Below are 21,123 nucleotides of genomic sequence, written 5' to 3' on the forward strand. Positions count from 1 at the left end.
CAATGTCTTTAGGCAACAGGTCGTATTTCACCGAAGCCTTAAAGGTCATGCTATGAAAAAGCTCCTGCTTGCTGCAACGCTCGCTCTTACTGCTGCCACTGCTGTATCTGCGTCTGAATATGTCTCTTATCTCGACTATCCGCAGAAAGAGCAGGACGGAAAAGAATTCTTCACTGCCATTGAAATTCCACAGGGCAGCTTCACCAAATACGAAATCAACGACAAGACCGGCCACATCATCGTTGATCGTTATCAGTCGATGCCGGTTGTCTACCCAGCCAATTATGGCTCGATCACCAGCACGCTCGCAGGCGATGGCGATCCGCTTGATGCGCTCGTTTACACCCGTGAGCCAATCGTTCCGGGTGCGATCATCAAGGTTCGTCCAATCGGCGTTTTGAAGATGATCGATGGCGGCGAGCAGGACGACAAGATCGTTGCTGTACCAACCTCGAAAATCGACCCAACCTATGACAACATCAAAGAACTTTCTGACCTGCCAAAGATCGAGCAGCAGCGTCTCGAAGCCTTCTTCCGCGTCTACAAGCAGCTTCCAGAAGGCCGCAAGACTGTAGAGCTCAACGGCTTTGATACTGCCGAAACTGCGGCTTCTGAAGTTGCAAAGGCGATCAAGGCTTTCTCTGAAAAGAAGTAACTCATTTTTAGCTATCCCACACGGCATTGAAAACACGGGCTCTGCGTAACGCATCCTTCAAAATGCTCGGATAGTTCACGCATAACAGATAGAGCGTTGGTCTGATTTCGTCAGATCAGCGCTTTTATGCTTTTCAGCGAAACACTAAATGATAAAAATCTGTAATTCTTGATTACTGGACACAACATATAGTTGCATGCATGATTAGCCATTGTTTAATTTAGACATCGGAAACAATGGGGGAAAGATGCGTAAAATTCCAAGTATAATCTTGCTGGTTACTACTACCCTCTATGGTAGTTCTGCATTCTCAGCAGATATGTCAGAAGCTGGCTTGCGCGAACTGAGATCAGAGCAAGGCTCACACGTAAATTGTGCGACACTCGTTAAAAAGCCGCGAACCAAATCCAATACGGCCCTGCTAAAGCGTCATGGCTGTAAAGTCCCAACCATTCCAGTCCCGCCATCAAATGGGGGCAATGGCAATAGCGGCAACAACAGTGGAACAGATACCGGCACTGATGCAAGCAATGGCAATGGTGGCAACAACAGCGGGACCGATACTGGCACCGGCGCTAGCAATGGTAACGGTGGCAACAACGGCGGGACCGACACCGGAGGCAGTGATACTGGTGGCAGCAACGGTAGCAATGGCAATAGCGGCAACAACGGTGGGGACGATTCCGGAGGCGGCGACACCGGTGGAGCCAACGGAAGCAATGGTAATGGCGGCAACAATGGTGGCGACGATTCCGGAGGCGGCGACACTGGTGGCAGCAACGGGGGCAATGGCAATAGTGGTAATAATGGTGGCAACGGTGGCCCCAGCGGCCCTGGTGGCGACGATAATGGCGGCACCGGTGGCAGTGCTGGAGGAACAGGTAACAATGGAAGCAACGGCGGGAATGGGAACAACGGCGGAGCTTAGAGCATCTGAGGCTCCAACAGTTTAACATAAGAGCATAATTAGGATTTTTGCTCTCATTCGTCAGCTTCCAAAGCAACCATTTAAGATTAATAAAAAACCCCGCGCATGCGGGGTTTTTTTATTGCTAACCTTTGGTTAGGTCACTCTGCTATTAACCGGCACCCAGAACGTCGTTAAACACCTTCTCGCCTGGCACGCCTTTTTCAAGACTGATCAGAGCACGACGACCATTGCGATATGAGATCGGAATATCAATCCACTGCAAACGGCGCATCAGCGACAAGTTGGTGTCCTGCGCCGTCGTCGCATCATTGAGCCAGATAATAAAGAAATTATCGGCAATCTTTGATGGTACAGCGATAAGCGGATTGCCCGCTGCCTGTTCCGTGTCTTTGAACGTAATACGCTGAACATTATCGATCGCGCCGCCCGCAAAATCATCCGGTACAGTGAACACCATCTCGATCAGATGGCTCGCAGGAATAGACTGATCCGTGTTCTTGCGAATGGTCAGTTTAAGTTCGGCTTTGGTGTCAGGCATCGTGATCGTGCCACGAATTGCCGGAGCCGCAGGTTCACCTTCGCCCGGGCTTTCCTGAATTTCCGACCAGACAACCGTTCCACGCTCGACCGAACCGGTCTCTGTACCACCACGCTCTTCATAAAGAAGTGCTTGCTGGCCCACAGCAACAGCTTGCTGAGCTTGCGGCTGGTTTTGCGTATTGGTCTGTTCAGCGCCCGGTGTTGAAGCTGCCGTCGACTTGCCTTCACCAAGACCTGCCTGACCGCCCGCTGGACCTTCGTCTTTCTCGCTGCCATCTTCCATAAGACGCTGCGTCATTTTCTGTTCTTCAGACGGCGTCGCTGGCTGGCCAGTCTGCGGCTGTTCGGAACCTGCGGTCTGCCCGGTTTCTGGCTGCGTTGTTCCCGCATCACCACTTGTCGGCGCATCGCTGCGACCAAGACTTGATGCCAGTTCCTGCAGCTTGTCTTTGTTCGCCCAAACACCGTATCCGGCACCGCCAAGAGCGAGCACAGCAATCAGACCGATGATGAGGCCCTTGTAAGAACGCTTTTCTTTAAAGCGTACCGGGTCAGTATATTCACCGCGGCGGGCATAAGCAGGTTTGTCTTCGGTGCGATCCTGTTCGCGCTCTGCTGACCACTCATCCTGACGACGCGTATGCACCGGTGCTGCATCTTCATCAGTATCGACATCATGATCGGTATAAGACCGATTGCCAGCAACAAAAGGCGCCTCATCATAGGATGAGGACGCAGATGCTTGCGTTGATTCGGCAAGAAAATCTTCAAGCGGATCATGCAACGGCTGCTCTGCAACAGGTGCGGCAGCTGGCGGCGCATAAAAGGCTTCGACTTCTTCGATAGCATCTTCAAGTATTTTGCGTTGGCGAACTGCCACAACTTGCGAAGCATTTGCTGTCACAAGCTTCTGTTCAATCGTCGCACGTGCCTTTGCATAGACACGCTCGCGCAGTTCAGGCGATTTATCCGCCTGAGCATCGATTGTCTTTTTCAGAACCGCTACAAAATCAGCCATACGTCTTACCCAGTTTCCGCGCGTTCGAAATGCAGTAAATACCTCAATAATCACAATAATCGTTAGAAAGCAAAGGTTGCGGCAACGATTAAGTGAACGCATCCCGAAAAGTGTGAAGCGGTTTTCGGAAAAGATGCGGTCCAAAATACAAAATTTGAGCGCCGATCTGATGCAATCAGATCGAAATACGCTCTAACGCTTTCAAAATGATCGCGAAAAAACCTTAAAAAAATACCCGGTCAGCCATAAAGGCAAACCGGGCTTGTTCTTTACAGGAAGCAAAGTTCCGAACGACTAGTCCTGGAATGGATCCGTTACGAGGATGGTGTCTTCGCGTTCCGGGCTCGTCGAGAGCATCGACACCGGTGCACCAATCAGTTCTTCGATGTGGCGGACATATTTGACAGCCTGTGCTGGAAGATCGTTCCACGAACGTGCACCAGCAGTCGTTTCCGACCAGCCCGGCAGCGTTTCATAGATCGGCTTCACACGAGCCTGCGCACCCATCGAAGATGGCAGATAATCAATACGCTTGCCATCAAGTTCGTAAGCTACGCAGATCTTGATTTCATCAAGACCGTCGAGAACGTCAAGCTTGGTCAATGCAATACCGGTGATGCCCGATGTGCGAACCGTCTGGCGAACGATAACCGCATCGAACCAGCCACAACGACGCTTGCGACCTGTCACCACGCCAAATTCATGGCCCTTGGTGCCGAGAAATTCGCCAATCTCATCGTTGAGTTCGGTCGGGAACGGACCTTCACCAACGCGAGTGGTGTAAGCCTTGGTGATGCCAAGAACATAACCGATTGCTGTCGGACCAAGACCCGAACCAGCCGCTGCCTGACCGGCAACAGTGTTTGACGAAGTCACAAACGGATAGGTGCCATGGTCGTTATCAAGCAATGCGCCCTGCGCACCTTCGAACAGAATACGGTCGCCAGACTTGCGGCGTTCGTCGAGAACGCGCCAGACCTGATCGATATAAGGAAGAATCTTGTCTGCAACCGAGGTCAGCTCTTCAAGAATGGTCGCAACCGCGATCTCTTCCAAGCCCATGCCGCGACGCAGCAGATTGTGATGCGCAAGCAGGCGCTCAACCTTTGGCTCTAACGTGTCTGGCTCTGTCAGGTCGATCACGCGGATCGCGCGACGGCCAACCTTATCTTCATAAGCAGGGCCGATGCCGCGCTTCGTGGTGCCAATCTTAAGACCTTCAGTAGCGCCTTCGCGCATCGCGTCGAGTTCACGGTGAACCGAGAGAATCAACGGAGCATTTTCAGCAATACGCAGAACATCCGGATTAATATCGATGCCCTGCCCGCGCAGCTTTTCGACTTCCATGACGAAATGATGCGGGTCAACCACAACACCATTGCCGATCACGCTCAATTTGCCGCGCACCAGACCCGATGGAAGAAGCGAAAGCTTGTAGCTGACGCCATCGATAACAAGTGTATGACCGGCATTATGGCCGCCCTGATAACGCACGATCACATCGGCGCGTTCGGACAACCAGTCCACGATCTTTCCCTTGCCCTCGTCGCCCCATTGCGACCCGACGACAACCACATTAGCCATTGAGAAAACTCCTCGGTCCGGCATCTCAGCCGTAAATATAACCCAAGGATCGCAAGCAGCCCCGACAGTTTGACGCGAGGTGCTGATCCCTCGTCTCTATACAGACTGAATCGTGCTTACGCGACTCTTTACATGCAAAAAATACGAATATTTTCACGAAGACGTGGAAAGATAGCGTCAGATCGTCTGAGATTCTGGATATGGTGGGGCGAAAATGGTGTTCTTTGAGAACCGGAGCGGAGTGTACTTTTGGGTACATGAGCACCGGAAGCGGAGAAAAACGCCATTTGCAGACCGCCAGATCCGGAATATCTACGATCTAGCCGGCGCGGACCATGTATAGTGCCTCGTCCGAATAGCCTTTCAGCTTGTCTTCGAGTGCTGGCACATCGCGGGTAACGAAGCCCTTTTTCTCCCAAAAGCCATGCGAGCCATTCACCGCGACAAGCGCCATGGTCGCAAAACCGTCCCGCTCTGCCTGAGCGCCCATCAGCTCAACAACGCGCGATGCTTGCCCGCCTGAACGTACTTCCGGCAAGAGTGCAATATCATGAATATAATAGGTGCTGATCTCTTTTGGCAGTTCGCCAAGAACGGAATTCAGTGCTGGGACCGAATCGAGCTTCCATGGATGACTGATGCCATAGCCGACGATTTCACTGCCCTTTGCCAGCACAAAACAACCGGCTGGGTAGATGTTGAAGCGGTCCCGAAAGACCGCCTCATCCTCGAAGAAGTCGGGATGAACAATGTTGGCGACAGTCGTAACGCCTGCAAAATCCTGTGCCTGCATCCGCCGCCATTCTGCCTGTTCAATCCCGTCATTCATATCGTTTAAGCTTCCTCGACGTTAAATTCCAAAGGTCTTGCCGCCTTGATTGCCTCTTGCGCGATCAGTTCGTCAAGTGCTGCCTGTGGAATTCTGTCATCGACATAGAGCATCGCAATGGCATCGCCGCCCGGATGATCACGTCCTAGAGCGAAGTTTGCGATGTTGATATCATGCTTACCGCAGATCGTTCCAAGCAGACCAATCATGCCCGGAATATCGACATTGGTGACATAAAGCATGTGCGGCCCAACTTCCGCATCAAGGTTGATTCCCTTGATCTGGATAAAGCGTGCCTTGCCATCCGAGAAGCATGTACCAGCTACCGAGCGTTCGCGTTCAGTCGTCTTGACGGTCAGCTTGATATAGCCGTCAAAAATACCGGATTTGTCGCGCTTGATTTCCGAAACGATGATTCCCCGTTCCTTCACCATAATCGGCGCAGAAACCATGTTTACATCTGCAACCTGTGGACGGATCAGACCAGCAAGCGCCGCACTGATCAAAGCGCGGGTGTTCATCGCCGCAGTCGCACCATCAAAAAGCACTTCGACTTCCTGAATAGGCTCGTCTGTCACCTGACCAACAAAAGCACCAAGAACCTCTGCAAGCTTGACGAAAGGCCTGAGACGCGGCGCTTCTTCTGCCGTGATCGACGGCATGTTGATCGCGTTGGAAACAGCACCCTTGACCAGATAATCCGACATTTGCTCGGCCACCTGAATGGCAACATTTTCCTGCGCTTCGGACGTCGAAGCACCAAGATGCGGTGTGCAGACCACGTTGGGGAGATTGAAGAGCTCATTCTCTGTTGCAGGCTCAGTTTCGAAAACATCAATACCAGCACCAGCAACATGACCCGATTTCAACGCTTCAACCAGATCCTTTTCAACGATCAGGCCGCCGCGTGCGCAGTTAACAATGCGAACACCCGGCTTGGTCTTAGCCAGTGCATCGGCATTGATGATGCCGCGTGTCTTGTCAGTGAGCGGTGTATGCAGGGTGATGAAATCAGCACGCGCCAGAAGTTCATCAAGCTCCAGCTTTTCGACGCCAAGTTCCTGCGCGCGCGCTTCCGAAAGAAACGGATCAAACGCAACAACGTGCATCTTGAGACCAATACCGCGCGCTGCAACCACAGCGCCGATATTGCCACAACCGACAACACCAAGCGTTTTGCCTGTGATTTCCACGCCCATGAAGCGGTTCTTTTCCCACTTGCCAGCGCGCGTGGAAACATCCGCTTCGGGGAGCTGACGCGCAACTGCAAACATCAGTGCAATTGCATGTTCTGCAGTGGTGATCGAATTGCCGAAAGGCGTATTCATCACAATGATACCGCGGCGCGATGCTGCCGGAATATCGACATTGTCCACGCCAATCCCGGCGCGACCAATGACCTTGAGCTTCGTTGCTGCTGCGATCAGCTTTTCTGTTGCCTTGGTAGCGGAGCGGATAGCAAGACCATCATATTGGCCGATGATTTCGAGCAGTTTTTCTTTGTCCTTGCCAAGATCTGGCAGGTAATCAACTTCAACGCCGCGGTCTTTGAAAATCTGAACGGCGGTCGGCGACAATTTATCGGATACGAGTACGCGAGGTGCCATAAGAGCCTCCTTCGGATGTGTACGATCGAGCATTACCAGCAAAAGTGCGTAGCGGTTTTGCGTAGGATAATGCGATAAAATGACTACTTAGAGCGGTTCACATATTTCAGTAAAAATGAGAAGCGCTCTAAGGAATTGACGGCTATGGCCGTCCCAACTCCGGCCACAGCTCTCTGCATCGCTTGCGATTACGCAGCGGCCTTGAGTGCTGCTTTCTGCGCGGCAAAAGCCCAGTCGAGCCAAGCGGTGAGTGCTTCAAGATCAGAAGCTTCAACCGTAGCACCCGCCCAGATGCGCAAACCGGAAGGCGCATCGCGATACGCACCGATGTCGAATGCAACGCCTTCTTTTTCGAGCGCCGAGACCATGCCCTTGGCAAAAGCTGCCTGCTGGTCCGCAGACAAAGCAGTCACTTCCGGATCAACAATCGTTACACAAACAGATGTGTTGGAGCGCGTTTCAGGCTTCTGAGCCAGATTAGCGATCCATGGCGTCCGCTCGATGAAAGCATCAAGCACGGCAAAATTTGCATCCGCACGTCCGACAAGACCGTCGAGACCGCCGACCGAACGCGCCCAGCTCAGCGCATCCAGATAATCTTCAACGCAGAGCATCGAAGGCGTGTTAATGGTTTCGCCGACGAAGATGCCCTCGATCAGCTTGCCGCCAGAAGTCAGACGGAAAATCTTTGGCAGCGGCCATGCTGGCTTGTAGCTTTCCAGACGCGCAACAGCGCGTGGGGAAAGAATGAGAATGCCGTGTGCGCCCTCGCCGCCAAGCACTTTCTGCCATGAGAAAGTGACCACATCGAGCTTTGCAAAATCAAGACGCTGCGCGAAAGCAGCAGAGGTCGCATCGCAAATGGTCAGGCCTTCACGATTTGCAGGAATGAAATCGGCATTAGGCACGCGAACGCCAGACGTGGTGCCGTTCCAGGTGAAAACGACGTCACGGTTGAAATCGACTTCAGAAAAATCGACCAGCTCGCCATAAGGCGCAACAAAAGTACGGGTGTCTTCCAGCTTCAGCTGCTTGATCACGTCTGTGACCCAGCCCGAACCGAAGCTTTCCCACGCAACCATATCCACGCCGCGCTCACCGAGCAGCGACCACAGGGCCATTTCGACCGCACCCGTATCGGATGCAGGCACGATGCCAATGCGGTAATCAGCAGGAACGCCGAGAATTTCGCGGGTAAGGTCGATAGCTTCTTTCAGCTTGTTTTTGCCGATTTTCGCGCGGTGCGAACGGCCAAGCGGCGCATCGGCGAGCGCTTGAAGCGACCAACCGGGGCGTTTTGCACAGGGACCTGAAGAAAAATTAGGGTTAGCCGGGCGAACTACCGGCTTCGCAATCGTCGTCATTTTGTTTCCTATCCTCACAGATAGCACGCGCCTCGTTGGGGAGGCGTGGCCCACTGATGAAAATATCGGAAAGCAAAAATTTCACAAGATGGCGCGAAAGATTCTTTTTCTATAAAGAAAAAGGCCCGGAAAACCGGGCCTTTGAATTCAATGGATAACACTATCAGCCGCCAAACATATAGCGAAGACCAACACGGATATCGTGGATATTCATGCCCTTATCGCGGACTGCACCAATATCCGTATCACCCTCAAACATTTTGCCACCATTAACATGGCGGAAGCGATAGCCAGCATCCAACTTAAGATTATGCGTGAGATCGACCGATGCACCGGCCATCAATGCATAGGTAAAGCGCCAATCGGCTTGGCCTGATAATTCGTTACCATTGGCTGTAAGGGCCATATCGTCCCACTTCACACGCGTGCCACCAAGCCCTGCGCCGACATACGGTGTCACGCCGCCAAAATTTGCGAGATCGACATAGGCATTTGCCAGAGCCGACAAGCCGGACATCTTGCTGTTATCGTAATCGGTGGTGAATTTTGAGCGTGTTGAGTAGTCAAGCGTCAAATCAGTGCGGAAATAATCCGTAATCTGATAGCCAACGCCCCCGCCAAAAACGAACGATTCTTTCAGATCGCCATCAAATCGAGTGCCATCAAAATCTGCTCTTTTGAAGCGATTGAGGGAATAACCAAGATCACCACGCAGATACCAGCCACCAGTAGCTGAAGGCGTAACAACGACTTCCGGCACGGATTCCATGTCATCGGCGGCAAATGCCACAGACGAAAAGTCAGTCAGTGCAGCGGATAATACAAGGCCGGCACAAAAAGTCTTAATCAGACCATTCATTTATTTGTCCCATCAATCAGTGACGCAGCAAACACGCCGGAACCAAAATCTTGGGATCAAAATACGGATCAAAAATTAAATACTAATTAACCTTATTTTTTAATCGTTTTTTATCATGCATTTTCAAAGTGAAAGCCTTTCAGGACAAACAAAAAAGCGCGGAAAACCCGCGCTTTTTATTAATCCGTTGTCCGACTGATCAGGCAGCAGCACTTTCAGCAGAAATCACATTGATAATGTCATTGACGACCTTCTCAACAAGGGCGCGGTCATCGCCTTCTGCCATCACACGAATAAGCGGCTCGGTTCCCGATGGACGGATAACCAAACGTCCCTGCGAGCCCAAACGATCAGTTGCCTCATCAATCGCGCTCTTGACCTTCTTGTTTTCAAGAGGCTTTCCGCCAGAAGTGCGAACATTCTTGAGAAGCTGCGGCACTGGCTCAAACTTACGGCACAACTCGCTCAACGGCTTGTTTTCTTCCTGCGCGACGGCAAGAATCTGCAAGGCCGATACCAACCCATCGCCCGTCGTGGCAAAATCCGACAGAACGATGTGGCCCGATTGTTCACCACCAACATTGAAGCCATGCTCACGCATATGTTCAACTACGTAGCGGTCGCCAACCTTGGTACGGGCCAACGTCATATTATGGTCATGCAGGTAACGCTCAAGGCCCAGATTGGACATGATCGTTGCAACGATCCCACCGCCTTGCAGACGATCTGACTTTGCCCATGATTCGGCAATGACGGCCAGAAGCTGATCGCCGTCAATCACGGTGCCGTTTTCATCAACCAACAAAACGCGGTCCGCATCACCATCAAGCGCAATGCCGACATCGGCGCGTACTTCATGCACTTTCTTCATCAGACCAATTGGATGGGTCGAGCCGCAATCCTCATTAATGTTGATGCCGTTTGGCTCGTCATTAATGGTAATGACTTCTGCACCAAGCTCCCAAAGTGCGGCAGGCGCCACTTTATAGCCAGCACCGTTCGCGCAATCGACAACAACGCGCAAACCATTAAGCGAAATATTGCGTGGCAGTGTGCGTTTCGCAAATTCGATATAGCGATAAATATCACCATCAACGCGCTTGGCCTTGCCGACTTCACCATGGGTCGCAAGATGCGCGGAGAGATCGCTATCGATCAGGCTTTCAATCTGCAACTCGATTTCGTCTGATAGCTTGAAGCCGTCAGGACCAAACAGCTTGATGCCATTGTCATAGAATGGATTGTGCGAGGCCGAGATCATCACACCAATATCGGCACGAAGCGAACGGCAAAGCATAGCGACAGCTGGCGTTGGGATTGGGCCGAGAAGGAACACGTCCATGCCCGCAGCTGTGAAACCGGCGACAAGCGCGTTTTCCAGCATATAACCAGAGCGGCGCGTATCCTTGCCGATCACAACGCGCGAGGCTTGACCCTTGCGGCGAAAAATATGCCCAACCGCCATACCGACTTTCATGGCAATATCGGGCGTCATCGGAAAGCTGTTTGCCTTACCGCGAATACCATCAGTTCCGAAATACTTACGTGTCATATTCTTAGCCTTGCGTTGCGCCATAAAGCTGTCTCGAAGCAATTAAAAATCAGTCGCGGTTAATTCATGAGACGGCAATGACATCCGGGATCGTTAGCCCGGCAATCGATTGTCTGCGTTAATAGCGCAAAACCACCCGTCATTGCAATTTCACCTTTCGACGAAACAGATCGTATCAAAGCATCAATTTCCAAACTTGACCCATGATGCGCCGAAATACTTAACCGAGCCTTTCTAACAAAAGGCACTTCAGAAGCAGAAAAGCCGGACAGAATGCCCGGCTTTTCATAATTCTTACAGATGCTTACTGCGGCTGCGGGTTTGGCTCAATGCCAGGCTCACTGCCGGGTTCTTCACCCTTGCGCTTGCGTGGGCTGCCAGCTTTAGGAACGCCTGAACCACGCGATGGCGTATCATTACCCTGATCACGTGATGGCTTATTGCCCGCAATCAGTTCCTTGATTTCATCGCCACTGAGCGTTTCATATTCAAGCAGACCTTCAGCAAGAGCGATCCAATCCTCACGCTTTTCAGTCAGGATACGGGTTGCTTCTGCATAGGCTTCATCCACAAGACGGCGCACTTCAGCATCGATGATCTGCGCGGTTGCTTCCGAAATATTCTGCGTGCGTGAAACCGAGTGACCAAGGAACACTTCTTCCTGGTTGTCACCATAAGCCACGCGACCAAGCTTATCGGAATAACCCCACTGCGTCACCATGGAGCGCGCAAGCTTGGTTGCCTGCTGAATATCGGAAGACGCACCAGACGTGATGTTTTCCTTACCAAATTTCAGCTCTTCCGCAACACGGCCACCCATCAGAATCGCAAGACGCGAAACCATCCAGGTATAAGTTGCCGAATAACGATCACCTTCCGGCAACTGCATCACCATACCAAGCGCACGACCGCGTGGAATGATTGTCGCCTTATGGACCGGATCAGACTTTGGCACGTTGATCGCCAGAATAGCATGGCCAGCTTCGTGATAGGCCGTGTTTGCCTTTTCTTCTGGCGTCATGGCGGAGCGGCGTTCCGCACCCATCATGATCTTGTCCTTGGCGTCTTCAAATTCCTGCATGGTTACGAGGCGCTTGTTGCGACGCGCTGCCATCAAAGCAGATTCGTTGACGAGGTTGGCAAGATCGGCACCAGAGAAGCCCGGCGTACCGCGTGCCACAACTTTAAGATCGACATTTGGAGCAAGCGGCACATTGCGCACATGCACTTTGAGGATCTGTTCACGACCAACGATATCCGGGTTCGGAACCACGACCTGACGGTCAAAACGGCCCGGACGCAGGAGCGCTGGATCAAGAACGTCAGGACGGTTGGTTGCAGCAATCAGAATGATCGATTCGTTTGCTTCAAAACCATCCATCTCGACCAGAAGCTGGTTGAGCGTCTGTTCACGTTCGTCGTTACCGCCGCCAAGACCTGCACCACGATGACGACCAACAGCATCGATTTCGTCGATGAAGATAATGCAAGGTGCATTCTTCTTCGCCTGTTCGAACATGTCGCGGACGCGGCTTGCACCAACACCAACAAACATTTCAACGAAGTCAGAACCGGAAATCGTGAAGAACGGCACATTGGCTTCGCCTGCAACAGAGCGCGCGAGCAAAGTCTTACCAGTTCCAGGAGGGCCAACGAGCAGCACACCGCGTGGAATTTTACCGCCAAGACGCTGGAATTTCTGCGGATCACGCAGGAATTCTACGATTTCTTCCAGATCCTGCTTGGCTTCTTCAACGCCCGCAACATCCTGAAAAGTGATACGGCCATGCGCTTCGGTCAAAAGCTTCGCCTTTGACTTGCCAAAGCCCATCGCACCGCGTGAACCACCCTGCATCTGGCGCATGAAGAAAATCCACACACCCAGAATAAGGATCATCGGCAACCATGAAAGCAGGATACCAAGAAGCGAACCGGAACCGTCGTTTTCAGGACGGGCAGTGATGGTCACGCCCTTTTCCTCAAGACGGGAGACTAGTCCTGTATCGCCAGGCGAATAGGTCTGGAAGGTCGATCCATTATCGGCAAATGTACCGCTGATCTTCTCACCAGTAATTGTAACCGACTTAACGCGTCCATTGGAAACGTCATCGATAAACTGGGAGTAGGAAACTTCACGGGAATTCGAGCGCTGGCCAGGACTCTGGAACAGGTTGAACAACGCTATCAAAAGTAGAGCAATGATCGCCCAGAGGGCGAAGTTGCGATAGTTCGGATTCATATCGGGTCCTATCGATACCACAGCCACCCGACAAGGGCGGTACGATGTTTCGACTTAACATAGGATCGAAGAACGGCCTTGCCAAGGCGCGAGAGCCGCCTCATCTTCGATTCTTATCAAACTGGTTTATAAAAATTAGGACATTCGCGCCCAAACTGCGTTTCAATGGCCTTTGCCAGCGCAAAATCATAGCCCGGAAGCACATGATCAAAGATTGCGAAGTGCTTTTCGACGGTGATTCCTGAAGGCAACTGCTGGCCGTTAACTGCCGGAACTTGCTGTAATTTGCCGTTTTCATAGATCGCAGGTAGCACCAGCAAAGCTTCGCGTTGTGCAAAATCAAGTTCAATCATATGCATTTCAATGAAATCAGTCAGTTCCTGCCGATCCGGTGCGGCCACTTCAAAAGGCGTTTGAGCATCATTTTTAAAGCGATAGCGCCCATCCCAGATGATCGTTTGCCCGGGATGAAGTTCCATAGTTGGAAGATTACGGCGTTCACGACGAAACTTATGCGGCTCACCATTTTTACCAAGCTCAACAAGCGCGCCAAACACAGTGAGACGGCCAACTTTCTCCTGACCGAACAAGAGCTTTTCGATCCGTGCACGCTCAGCATCACCGGGCAGAAAACGCCGCCCACCGGCAATCGATGCGAGAAGGCCAGAAAACAAGCGCCGAACCGTTTCTGGCAACGCTGCATAAATGGAGGCATCGACCAAAATCGTGCCTAACGCGTTCATTTGCAGGCAACCAGGGTTTGAAAGTGCTGCAACAAGCGCCGCATTATCGCGTTTGCGCGCCGCAGATGCCAGTGCGACTTGTGCCATCACGCGGTCTGGATCGACTTCTGTGGCCGATGTCAGCCGCACGCGCGGACGCTCATAATTGGTGTTCACGTTGCTGGGATCATCAATCCAGACGATCGATTTCTTAGTGAGTTCCTGCCGCAGGCTTGAACGGGATGTGTCCAGCAGCGGCCTCACCAAGATAACCGAATTTTCAAGCCATGACTGCGGTGCCATTGCAGCGAGACCGCGTGCTTCCGAATGAGAGCTCCGCTCTTTGCGCATTAAAAATGTTTCGATCTGATCATCGCGTGTATGCCCCGTCGCAATAAAATCAGCACCCGCCTCATGCGCGGCCTGAACCAGCAACCGATAACGAGCAGAGCGAGCGGCAGCGGCTAAACCAGTTTTGGGCTTGGTGTCGTCCCAAACAAGAACACGGTGCGCTATGCCATGTTGGTGGCAAAGCGCGCCTACATTGTCAGCCTCTTGTGCCGATTCCGCACGCAAACGATGATCAATAGTAACAGCTGTCAGCGGCGGCGGATTATCCAGCGTCGCGAGATAGTCTTTCAAGAGAAAAAGAAGAGCCAGAGAATCGCTCCCGCCTGACACGGCAGCAATGACTCCTTTTGCGCGATCTAATCTGAAAGGCTCAAAAATATCGGTCGGGGAAAGCCCCACAAATGTTCTCCAAAATCAACACTTGATACGCGTGCGCTCATCACTCACCCGCTTCAAAACAGCGGGCGCAGCCTTAGGATAGCGTTCTGGAATCTGCTTGAATGTTGCACAAGCGACGTCGTGATTATCCATCTTTTCAAGCGTCATACCCAGCTTGAACATATTCTCCGCTGCGCGTTTGGAATCGGGGTAATCACGTTGCGTATCGATGAAAACAGTCGCGGCTTCAGGATAACGCGCCTGACCATAAAGCGATTCACCCAGCCAATAGCGTGCCTCAGCCGTGGTAGGATCAGCCGGATAGCGCTTGATGTGCTCGCGGAAACCAGTCTCTGCTGCTTTATAATCGCCCGACATCACATATTGATACGCGGCCTGATAGAGTGAATTCGGATTATCATCAGTCGGCAGCGATGCAACCGCCTGTCCAGCAGCCTGACCAACTGGCAATGCAGCGCCCTGCTCAATCGGGCGAGGCTGCACATCAATGGTTTCGCCGATTACATTGCCATTGTTGTCAAAGCGGATGGAGCCGAGCGACCGCGGCGGCTCTCCACGTTGTGGGCCACTTTGCGGAGCGGCGCCTGAACCAATAGCCACGGAATCGGCGCCCGATGTATCATTGGTCGCCAATTGTGTATCTGAACCAAAATCACCGCCCTGCGCCGTGTTGCCAGAAACCCCATCATCGGGGTTTCCAGCCGGTGTCGCATCAGCAAGCGAAGTCTCGTCCGGTGCATTGCCCGCATCGGCGCGGCCACCTTCCAGCTTCTGGAAGCGGCGTTCATTGTCTTCCTGCATTTTCTGCATCTGGTCCTGCAATTCGAGAACCTGGAAGTTCATGGCTTCGGCACGATTACCAAGTGTATCGGCGGTGCTTACCGGATTGCCCATGCCCTGCGCACAAAGATCGCTGCCGGGAGGCGCGCTCACCTGAGCGTTCTGAGACAGATCAGACTTTGCCGGAGCCGTTACACCCTGCTTCTTTTCCAGCTCTTCAAAGCGGAAATCATTGTCATCCTGTGTCTTCTGCAGCAGCTCATTCGTAAATGAAATCTGCGCATCGACATCCTCAACCTTACCGGTGAGGTTACGGATCAACTCTTGCTGCAAGCCTGGGCTTTGCTGATAGCCGCCCTGACCGCCCCCGCTGCCATTGTCGCGCATGGCATCGTCGAGAATCGCGGTCGAGCCGATATTCGCGTGATTCTGTCCACCGCCATTGCCCTTTTCCAGCGCACGAAAACGGGTTTCATTATCACGCTGAATTTTCAGCATATTGTCGCGCAGTTGCATGATGCGGGCATAGGACTGTGCGTTCTGATGCGCCAGATTACAAACCTGCTGCGAAAACTGATCGCCACCCGGACTTCCAGCTTGCGCAAGTTGAATGTTTCCCTGCTGCGAAAAACCAGATGCTGCCAGAACCGGCGCACTCGCCAAAAGCGGCAGCATGGCAATTGCCAGCGTCACTTTCCTCATTGGTTTCCTCATTCCCTTTTGCCCCTATCGCTCATTGTCGAAAAATGATGGTGCCCTGAAACTATAAACCGCGACCACCAAGGTCTGGATAAACAATCAAACACGATGCCTGAACATTTTCTGAACACCTGATTTTCCGCGGTTCTTTTCAGTTATTAGAGAAAAACCTTAAAAAGCATAGATGCTTTCCCTATGACACAGGTTACTTCGGCCAAAATTTGTCGAAATTACCAATAGTTGTCTTTCAGCACAAAAAAAGCGGCCCGAAGACCGCTTTTCTCTGATTAGGTCAGGCTATTTGCTGAAACTTAGCTGCCAGCACCGTTAAGAACGGTAACGGCACGGCGGTTCTGCGACCAGCAAGAGTTGTTATCGCAAACAGCGATTGGACGCTCATTGCCGTAAGAAACGGTGCGCATACGGCTGGTTGGAATGCCGCGGGCTGCAAGGAAGTCACGGGTTGCAGCAGCACGACGCTGGCCGAGTGCAAGGTTGTACTCACGTGTACCACGTTCGTCGGCATGGCCTTCGACAGTGATCGAGTACTGTGGGTAACGCTGCAACCACTGTGCCTGCTTCGACAATGTCTGCTGTGCGTCCGAACGGATCAGCGACGAATCGAGGTCAAACAGAATGCGGTCACCGACGTTTACAGTGAAGTCCTGAGCGGAGCCGGGCGTTGCAGCGCCACCAGCCAAGCCAAGATCACCGGCATTGTTCGGGAGATTCTTCTTGGACGCACAACCAACAACGGCGAGCGACATGAAAAGGGCAATAGCGATCGGGCTACGTGCAATCGACTGGATACGGCGCATGGGCCGGAGCTCCTTAAGATTTGATGTTCCTGCGTAACCAACCAATAATCATATTTAGGTTAAAACAGGCTCAAGAAGTATGGTTAATAATTTCTTGCGACCATCTGCAAACCGTTTTTATCCGGTAGCAATTCTGCTTCTAGCCCTTGAGGGCTAAATGAGGCAGAAACACGGCTCCAAGGCTATAATTGTGGCATTTTGCCATGAAAAAGGCGCGAAACCTATGCTTCGCGCCCCAAACTCATTCGAGCTGATACCAAAACTACTCGAGCAATGGCGACCATGCTGGATCAGAACCGAAGTTTGGTGTCTGAATCTGACGTTCATTGCGACCCGTCAAATCAATACTGAAGAGCTTCGGACCACCAGCACCTGATGCCTTGCGGAAGAACATCAGCACGCGACCGTTTGGTGCCCACGTTGGACCTTCATTGTGGAAGCCCGAAGTCAGCAGTCGCTCACCTGTACCATCAGTCTTCATAACGCCAATCGAGAACTGGCCCTGTGACTGCTTGGTGAAAGCAATGAGATCACCACGTGGAGACCAAACCGGGGTCGAGTAGCTGCCGTCACCCGACGAGATACGGCGTGGGTTGGAACCATCAGCGCCCATCACATAGAGCTGTGGACGTCCGCCACGATCAGAAGAGAACACAATCTGCGAACCATCCGGCGAGTAAGACGCACTGGTATCGATTGCCTGACTGTTGGTGAGACGTGTCGTGGTGCGATTACGCAGATCCATCGTGTAGATGTTCGCGCTGCCGTCATCCTGCAAAAGGCTCATGACAACCTTCTGACCATCTGGCGAAAAGCGTGGTGCAATCGACATGCCGGGGAAGTTGCCAACCAGTTCGCGCTGGCCAGTTTCAAGCTGCAACAGGTAAACGCGCGGCTGGCCACCAGCAAAGGACATATAAGTCACTTCCTGACGGTTTGGCGAAAAACGCGGGGTTAGTGCAATATCGCGGCCATCAGAAAGGTAACGAATATTGGCACCATCCTGATCCATGATCGCCAAACGCTTGACGCGCTTCTGGGCTGGACCGGATTCGTCAACGAAAACGACGCGAGTATCGAAATAGCCCTTTTCACCCGTCAGGCGCTCATAGATGGCATCAGCGATAATATGTGCAACACGACGCCAGTTATCTGGCGTGGTAAAGAACTGCTGTCCAATCAGCTGCTGACCACCAAATGTATCCCAGAGACGGAATTCAGCCTTCAGGCGACCGTCTGGCTGCTTGGTAATGCGACCAGTGACCAATGCCTGCGCATTGATGACCTTCCAATCTTCAAAACGCGGCGATGCATCAGGGTTGGAAATCTTTTCGATGAATGCGCCCTTGCTGATCGGCGCAAACAAGCCGGAGCGCTCAAGATCGGCGGCAATCACAGACGTGATATTGGCACCAAGCTGATCGCCCGAAAGGAAATCAGTGATTGCAATTGGCAATGGTTCGACAACACCCTTGTTGATGTTGATTTCGACCACGGCATGCGCAGGAGCGGTTGCAACAAAACTTGCGGCAATGACACAGGCCAAAGCCGAAAGGGCTGCTCGGATCTTCGTTTTCATAATGCCCATTTTCATGTCTTTGGGGACCTCTTTTGTCCTTGGCATTGAACTTAACTGTGACCGGAACCCGGTCAGAACATTTCGCTTGGGTCGAAGTTAACAATCACTTCCGACCAATTCTCATATTTGTCTGCTGGCAGATTATACGGTGCGCAACGTGCCACAGCGCGACGGGCGCTTTCTGCAGCCGCTCTGCCCACACCATCACTACCACCACCGGATGTCACTTCGGGTGAACCCTGAATGGAACCATCCTGATTGAGATGCATCTTCACCGTCACAACAAGACCAGGCGCATCGGCGACACCAGCAGGCACGTTCCAACACTTCGAGATCGCGCCACGAAGCGCATCCATTTCATTTTGGCTCAGCTTTGAGCCGCCAGTATTCTTCTTGCCGCCCAGCGATGCCTGATCCGTCGAACGCTTTGCACCGCCGCCAGAAGCCTTCTGCTTATTAAGAAGTGCTGCCACTTCATCCGCGATGGCGTCATTCTTTGACTGCGACGTCTGCGAAGCTGACTGCGTCGGCTTCTTCTCTTCAACAGGCTTGCGATCCGGTGTCTTGGCGGTCTGCGCCTGCGGAGGCTTTGGCTTTTCCTGCGGTGCCGGAACATTATCCGGCAATTTAGGTGCTGCCTGATCAGGCGCTTCTGCCTGTTTCTCAATCGCTTCCGCGACCGGGTCAGGCTTCACTTCCTGCTTTTCTTCCGGCTTGGTCTGAACTTCCGTGGCAGGGACCGGCGTAGGCTTATCCTGCGGTTTGGGTTCAGGCTTTGGGTCGGGCTTCGGCTCCGGCTTTTTGACTGGCTCCGGCTGCGCCTTTGGTTCCTGAGCAGCTTCAAGCGGCTTAGCTGTGGTGTCAGGCGTCGGCGGTGTCTGGCTATCAACGCTCTGATCACCAAACTCCTGCGCATCCGGTACCGTCTGCGGTTTTGTTGTCGGAATAGGTGCCGACTTTTCCTTCATAGGCGCTTTTTTATCGCCCTGCTGAATTTGCGTGATTGATTCAATCGGAACGATGTCAACCGGAAACGATTCCGAATCCTGCACGTCGAAAGCCTTCGGCGAGGAAAACGAAACCACTGCCAGCGCAAGTGCCGCGGCATGCAGTGCAACAGAAGATGTCAGGCCAGCCTTCATGATGCCGTCAGCTATCCTGCTCCTGGAGTGTCACAAGGCCGATATTCTTGAAACCGGCGGCGGAAATGCGAGCCATAACCTTCATGACAGTGCCGTAATCGGCAGCTTTGTCACCACGCACGAAGATACGCTCTTCGTAGCCGGTCTTGGCAATCGCCTGAAGTTTAGTGACAACTTCATCAATCGGAATTTCTGTTTCCTGAAGATAGATTTTACCTTCGCTATTCACCGATACGGTGATTGGCTGCGTGTCGGCATTCATCGATTTCGCCTGCGTATCGGGCAGATCGATCGGCACACCAACGGTCAGAAGCGGTGCAGAAACCATGAAGATGATCAGCAGAACCAGCATCACGTCCACGAATGGCGTAACGTTGATTTCGCTCATCAATGCCTTCTTGCGGCCACGCCTACGGCGACCACCCGACTGCATTCCCTGATTTCCAACTGACATGCCCATTTCAATATTCCCGAAGGCTCGATTTCGCTTTGAGGTTGGAACGCTTTATTTTTGCTTTCACGCATGACGTTATCGGAAAGCCGGTTCCCACTTTTCCGCGTTATGCTTTAGTTACGCGGCGTCAACTTCTCATCAATTTGGCGCGACAGTATGGCGGAGAACTCATCGGCAAAGCCTTCAAGGCGTCCGCTAATCTTGCCCGCATCGGCAGAAAGCTTGTTGTAAGCAATAACCGCAGGAATAGCGGCGAGCAGACCAATCGCCGTTGCAAGCAATGCTTCCGCGATACCCGGTGCCACAACTGCAAGACTTGTGTTCTTGGAAGCAGCAATCGCCTGGAAGGAGGTCATAATACCAACAACCGTCCCAAACAGACCGACGAATGGTGCTGCCGAACCTGTCGTTGCAAGAAATCCAAGGCGGGAGTCGAGCTTTTCGCCCTCACGCGCCAGTGCCACATCCATCGCCTTATCGATGCGCATCTGCAAACCAATTGGCGAGCGCGCACCTTTCTCAAACGACTTTTTCCATTCACGCATTGCGGCGATGAAAATGGAGGCCATGCCAGTGGTACGGCGTTCATTAAGCGTGCGATAGAGTTCTTCCAGTGACTGACCAGACCAGAAAGCCTGCTCAAAACGCTCCATAGCGCCGCGAGCGCGACGATAAGAAACAATCTTGTCGACGATGATTGCCCAGGTCCAGACCGATGCGCCTATCAGGCCGAGCATCACAAGCTTGACCACCCAGCCCGCATGCATAAACAGGCCCCAGAGGGTAATATCGGCGGCAGGGGCCGCGAGCGCAATATTTTCCATCGATCTACCGTCCTCGAATCCAAACGCCCGGCATTGTGACCGGGCGGCATCGCAAATTACTCGAAAAACGTCCGCTGCCGAACGCCCCAACCGCCATAACCGGATTTTAACTTTAAATCCTCAAGCGCTTGTCATGGTTAATTTTGGTGAAAGGAAGGCGTTACACCGTAACGAGCC

Annotated in this window: 17 protein-coding genes; 2 read left to right on the forward strand and 15 right to left on the reverse strand. The window is 52.5% G+C overall.

Features of this window, described 5'->3' with window-relative positions; all coding sequences use genetic code 11:
- The first annotated feature begins 52 nt into the window (after window positions 1–52).
- Window positions 53–655, forward strand: a complete 603-nt coding sequence (locus J2782_RS18375; protein ID WP_250041079.1) for an inorganic diphosphatase — start codon at window positions 53–55, stop codon at window positions 653–655.
- Between the two features lie 247 nt (window positions 656–902).
- Window positions 903–1,583 carry a hypothetical protein gene (locus J2782_RS18380; RefSeq protein WP_310015238.1) on the forward strand — a complete coding sequence of 227 codons (681 nt, stop codon included), beginning with the start codon at window positions 903–905 and terminating at the stop codon, window positions 1,581–1,583.
- Window positions 1,584–1,734: 151 nt separating this feature from the next.
- Here J2782_RS18380 and J2782_RS18385 read toward each other — a convergent pair whose 3' ends face one another.
- The 15 genes from J2782_RS18385 to tolQ form a co-directional block, all read right to left on the reverse strand.
- Window positions 1,735–3,144, reverse strand: a complete 1,410-nt coding sequence (locus J2782_RS18385) for a transcriptional regulator (RefSeq protein WP_310015240.1) — start codon at window positions 3,142–3,144, stop codon at window positions 1,735–1,737.
- A gap of 294 nt (window positions 3,145–3,438) precedes the next feature.
- Window positions 3,439–4,728 (reverse strand): adenylosuccinate synthase, encoded by a 1,290-nt coding sequence (locus J2782_RS18390; RefSeq protein WP_250041083.1) that lies wholly within the window; start codon window positions 4,726–4,728, stop codon window positions 3,439–3,441.
- 319 nt (window positions 4,729–5,047) lie between these two features.
- Window positions 5,048–5,557: a GNAT family N-acetyltransferase gene (locus J2782_RS18395; RefSeq protein ID WP_310015242.1), complete on the reverse strand. Its 510-nt coding sequence runs from the start codon at window positions 5,555–5,557 to the stop codon at window positions 5,048–5,050.
- 5 nt (window positions 5,558–5,562) lie between these two features.
- Window positions 5,563–7,164, reverse strand: a complete 1,602-nt coding sequence (gene serA, locus J2782_RS18400; RefSeq protein WP_310015244.1) for a phosphoglycerate dehydrogenase — start codon at window positions 7,162–7,164, stop codon at window positions 5,563–5,565.
- Window positions 7,165–7,352: 188 nt separating this feature from the next.
- A complete protein-coding gene (locus J2782_RS18405; RefSeq protein WP_310015245.1) occupies window positions 7,353–8,528 on the reverse strand; it encodes a phosphoserine transaminase in 1,176 nt (391 codons plus the stop codon).
- 163 nt (window positions 8,529–8,691) lie between these two features.
- Entirely contained in the window at window positions 8,692–9,387 is a 696-nt protein-coding gene (locus J2782_RS18410; protein ID WP_310015246.1) for an outer membrane protein, read from the reverse strand.
- A 199-nt stretch (window positions 9,388–9,586) separates the two neighbouring features.
- Entirely contained in the window at window positions 9,587–10,939 is a 1,353-nt protein-coding gene (gene glmM, locus J2782_RS18415) for a phosphoglucosamine mutase (RefSeq protein ID WP_310015249.1), read from the reverse strand.
- Window positions 10,940–11,243: 304 nt separating this feature from the next.
- On the reverse strand, window positions 11,244–13,178 hold the full coding sequence (gene ftsH, locus J2782_RS18420; RefSeq protein WP_310015251.1) for an ATP-dependent zinc metalloprotease FtsH: 1,935 nt from the start codon (window positions 13,176–13,178) through the stop codon (window positions 11,244–11,246).
- A gap of 116 nt (window positions 13,179–13,294) precedes the next feature.
- Entirely contained in the window at window positions 13,295–14,650 is a 1,356-nt protein-coding gene (tilS, locus tag J2782_RS18425; RefSeq protein WP_310015253.1) for a tRNA lysidine(34) synthetase TilS, read from the reverse strand.
- 15 nt (window positions 14,651–14,665) lie between these two features.
- A complete protein-coding gene (gene ybgF, locus J2782_RS18430; protein WP_310015255.1) occupies window positions 14,666–16,144 on the reverse strand; it encodes a tol-pal system protein YbgF in 1,479 nt (492 codons plus the stop codon).
- A gap of 296 nt (window positions 16,145–16,440) precedes the next feature.
- Window positions 16,441–16,947, reverse strand: coding sequence for a peptidoglycan-associated lipoprotein Pal (gene pal / locus J2782_RS18435; RefSeq protein WP_310015256.1), 507 nt, complete (start codon window positions 16,945–16,947; stop codon window positions 16,441–16,443).
- A 262-nt stretch (window positions 16,948–17,209) separates the two neighbouring features.
- Window positions 17,210–18,541, reverse strand: coding sequence for a Tol-Pal system beta propeller repeat protein TolB (gene tolB, locus J2782_RS18440; protein WP_310015258.1), 1,332 nt, complete (start codon window positions 18,539–18,541; stop codon window positions 17,210–17,212).
- A gap of 56 nt (window positions 18,542–18,597) precedes the next feature.
- The gene (locus J2782_RS18445; protein ID WP_310015260.1) at window positions 18,598–19,668 is read right to left on the reverse strand and encodes a hypothetical protein; all 1,071 of its coding nucleotides are present in this window, start codon (window positions 19,666–19,668) and stop codon (window positions 18,598–18,600) included.
- Window positions 19,669–19,675: 7 nt separating this feature from the next.
- Window positions 19,676–20,128, reverse strand: coding sequence for a protein TolR (tolR, locus tag J2782_RS18450; RefSeq protein WP_310015262.1), 453 nt, complete (start codon window positions 20,126–20,128; stop codon window positions 19,676–19,678).
- A gap of 107 nt (window positions 20,129–20,235) precedes the next feature.
- Window positions 20,236–20,946, reverse strand: coding sequence for a protein TolQ (gene tolQ / locus J2782_RS18455; RefSeq protein ID WP_250041102.1), 711 nt, complete (start codon window positions 20,944–20,946; stop codon window positions 20,236–20,238).
- Window positions 20,947–21,123: the final 177 nt, after the last annotated feature.

The organism is Brucella pseudogrignonensis (assembly GCF_031454375.1).
Taxonomy (GTDB): domain Bacteria; phylum Pseudomonadota; class Alphaproteobacteria; order Rhizobiales; family Rhizobiaceae; genus Brucella; species Brucella pseudogrignonensis_A.

Bases quoted from the DNA above. Each gene is read 5' to 3' on its own strand.
- J2782_RS18375 (WP_250041079.1), top strand. From the start codon at position 53: ATGAAAAAGCTCCTGCTTGCTGCAACGCTCGCTCTTACTGCTGCCACT.
- J2782_RS18385 (WP_310015240.1), bottom strand. From the start codon at position 3,144: ATGGCTGATTTTGTAGCGGTTCTGAAAAAGACAATCGATGCTCAGGCG.
- glmM (WP_310015249.1), bottom strand. From the start codon at position 10,939: ATGACACGTAAGTATTTCGGAACTGATGGTATTCGCGGTAAGGCAAAC.
- tolQ (WP_250041102.1), bottom strand. From the start codon at position 20,946: ATGGAAAATATTGCGCTCGCGGCCCCTGCCGCCGATATTACCCTCTGG.
- ybgF (WP_310015255.1), bottom strand. From the start codon at position 16,144: ATGAGGAAACCAATGAGGAAAGTGACGCTGGCAATTGCCATGCTGCCG.
- J2782_RS18445 (WP_310015260.1), bottom strand. From the start codon at position 19,668: ATGAAGGCTGGCCTGACATCTTCTGTTGCACTGCATGCCGCGGCACTT.
- J2782_RS18390 (WP_250041083.1), bottom strand. From the start codon at position 4,728: ATGGCTAATGTGGTTGTCGTCGGGTCGCAATGGGGCGACGAGGGCAAG.
- pal (WP_310015256.1), bottom strand. From the start codon at position 16,947: ATGCGCCGTATCCAGTCGATTGCACGTAGCCCGATCGCTATTGCCCTT.
- tolB (WP_310015258.1), bottom strand. From the start codon at position 18,541: ATGAAAATGGGCATTATGAAAACGAAGATCCGAGCAGCCCTTTCGGCT.
- serA (WP_310015244.1), bottom strand. From the start codon at position 7,164: ATGGCACCTCGCGTACTCGTATCCGATAAATTGTCGCCGACCGCCGTT.
- J2782_RS18395 (WP_310015242.1), bottom strand. From the start codon at position 5,557: ATGAATGACGGGATTGAACAGGCAGAATGGCGGCGGATGCAGGCACAG.
- J2782_RS18380 (WP_310015238.1), top strand. From the start codon at position 903: ATGCGTAAAATTCCAAGTATAATCTTGCTGGTTACTACTACCCTCTAT.
- tolR (WP_310015262.1), bottom strand. From the start codon at position 20,128: ATGGGCATGTCAGTTGGAAATCAGGGAATGCAGTCGGGTGGTCGCCGT.
- J2782_RS18410 (WP_310015246.1), bottom strand. From the start codon at position 9,387: ATGAATGGTCTGATTAAGACTTTTTGTGCCGGCCTTGTATTATCCGCT.
- ftsH (WP_310015251.1), bottom strand. From the start codon at position 13,178: ATGAATCCGAACTATCGCAACTTCGCCCTCTGGGCGATCATTGCTCTA.
- J2782_RS18405 (WP_310015245.1), bottom strand. From the start codon at position 8,528: ATGACGACGATTGCGAAGCCGGTAGTTCGCCCGGCTAACCCTAATTTT.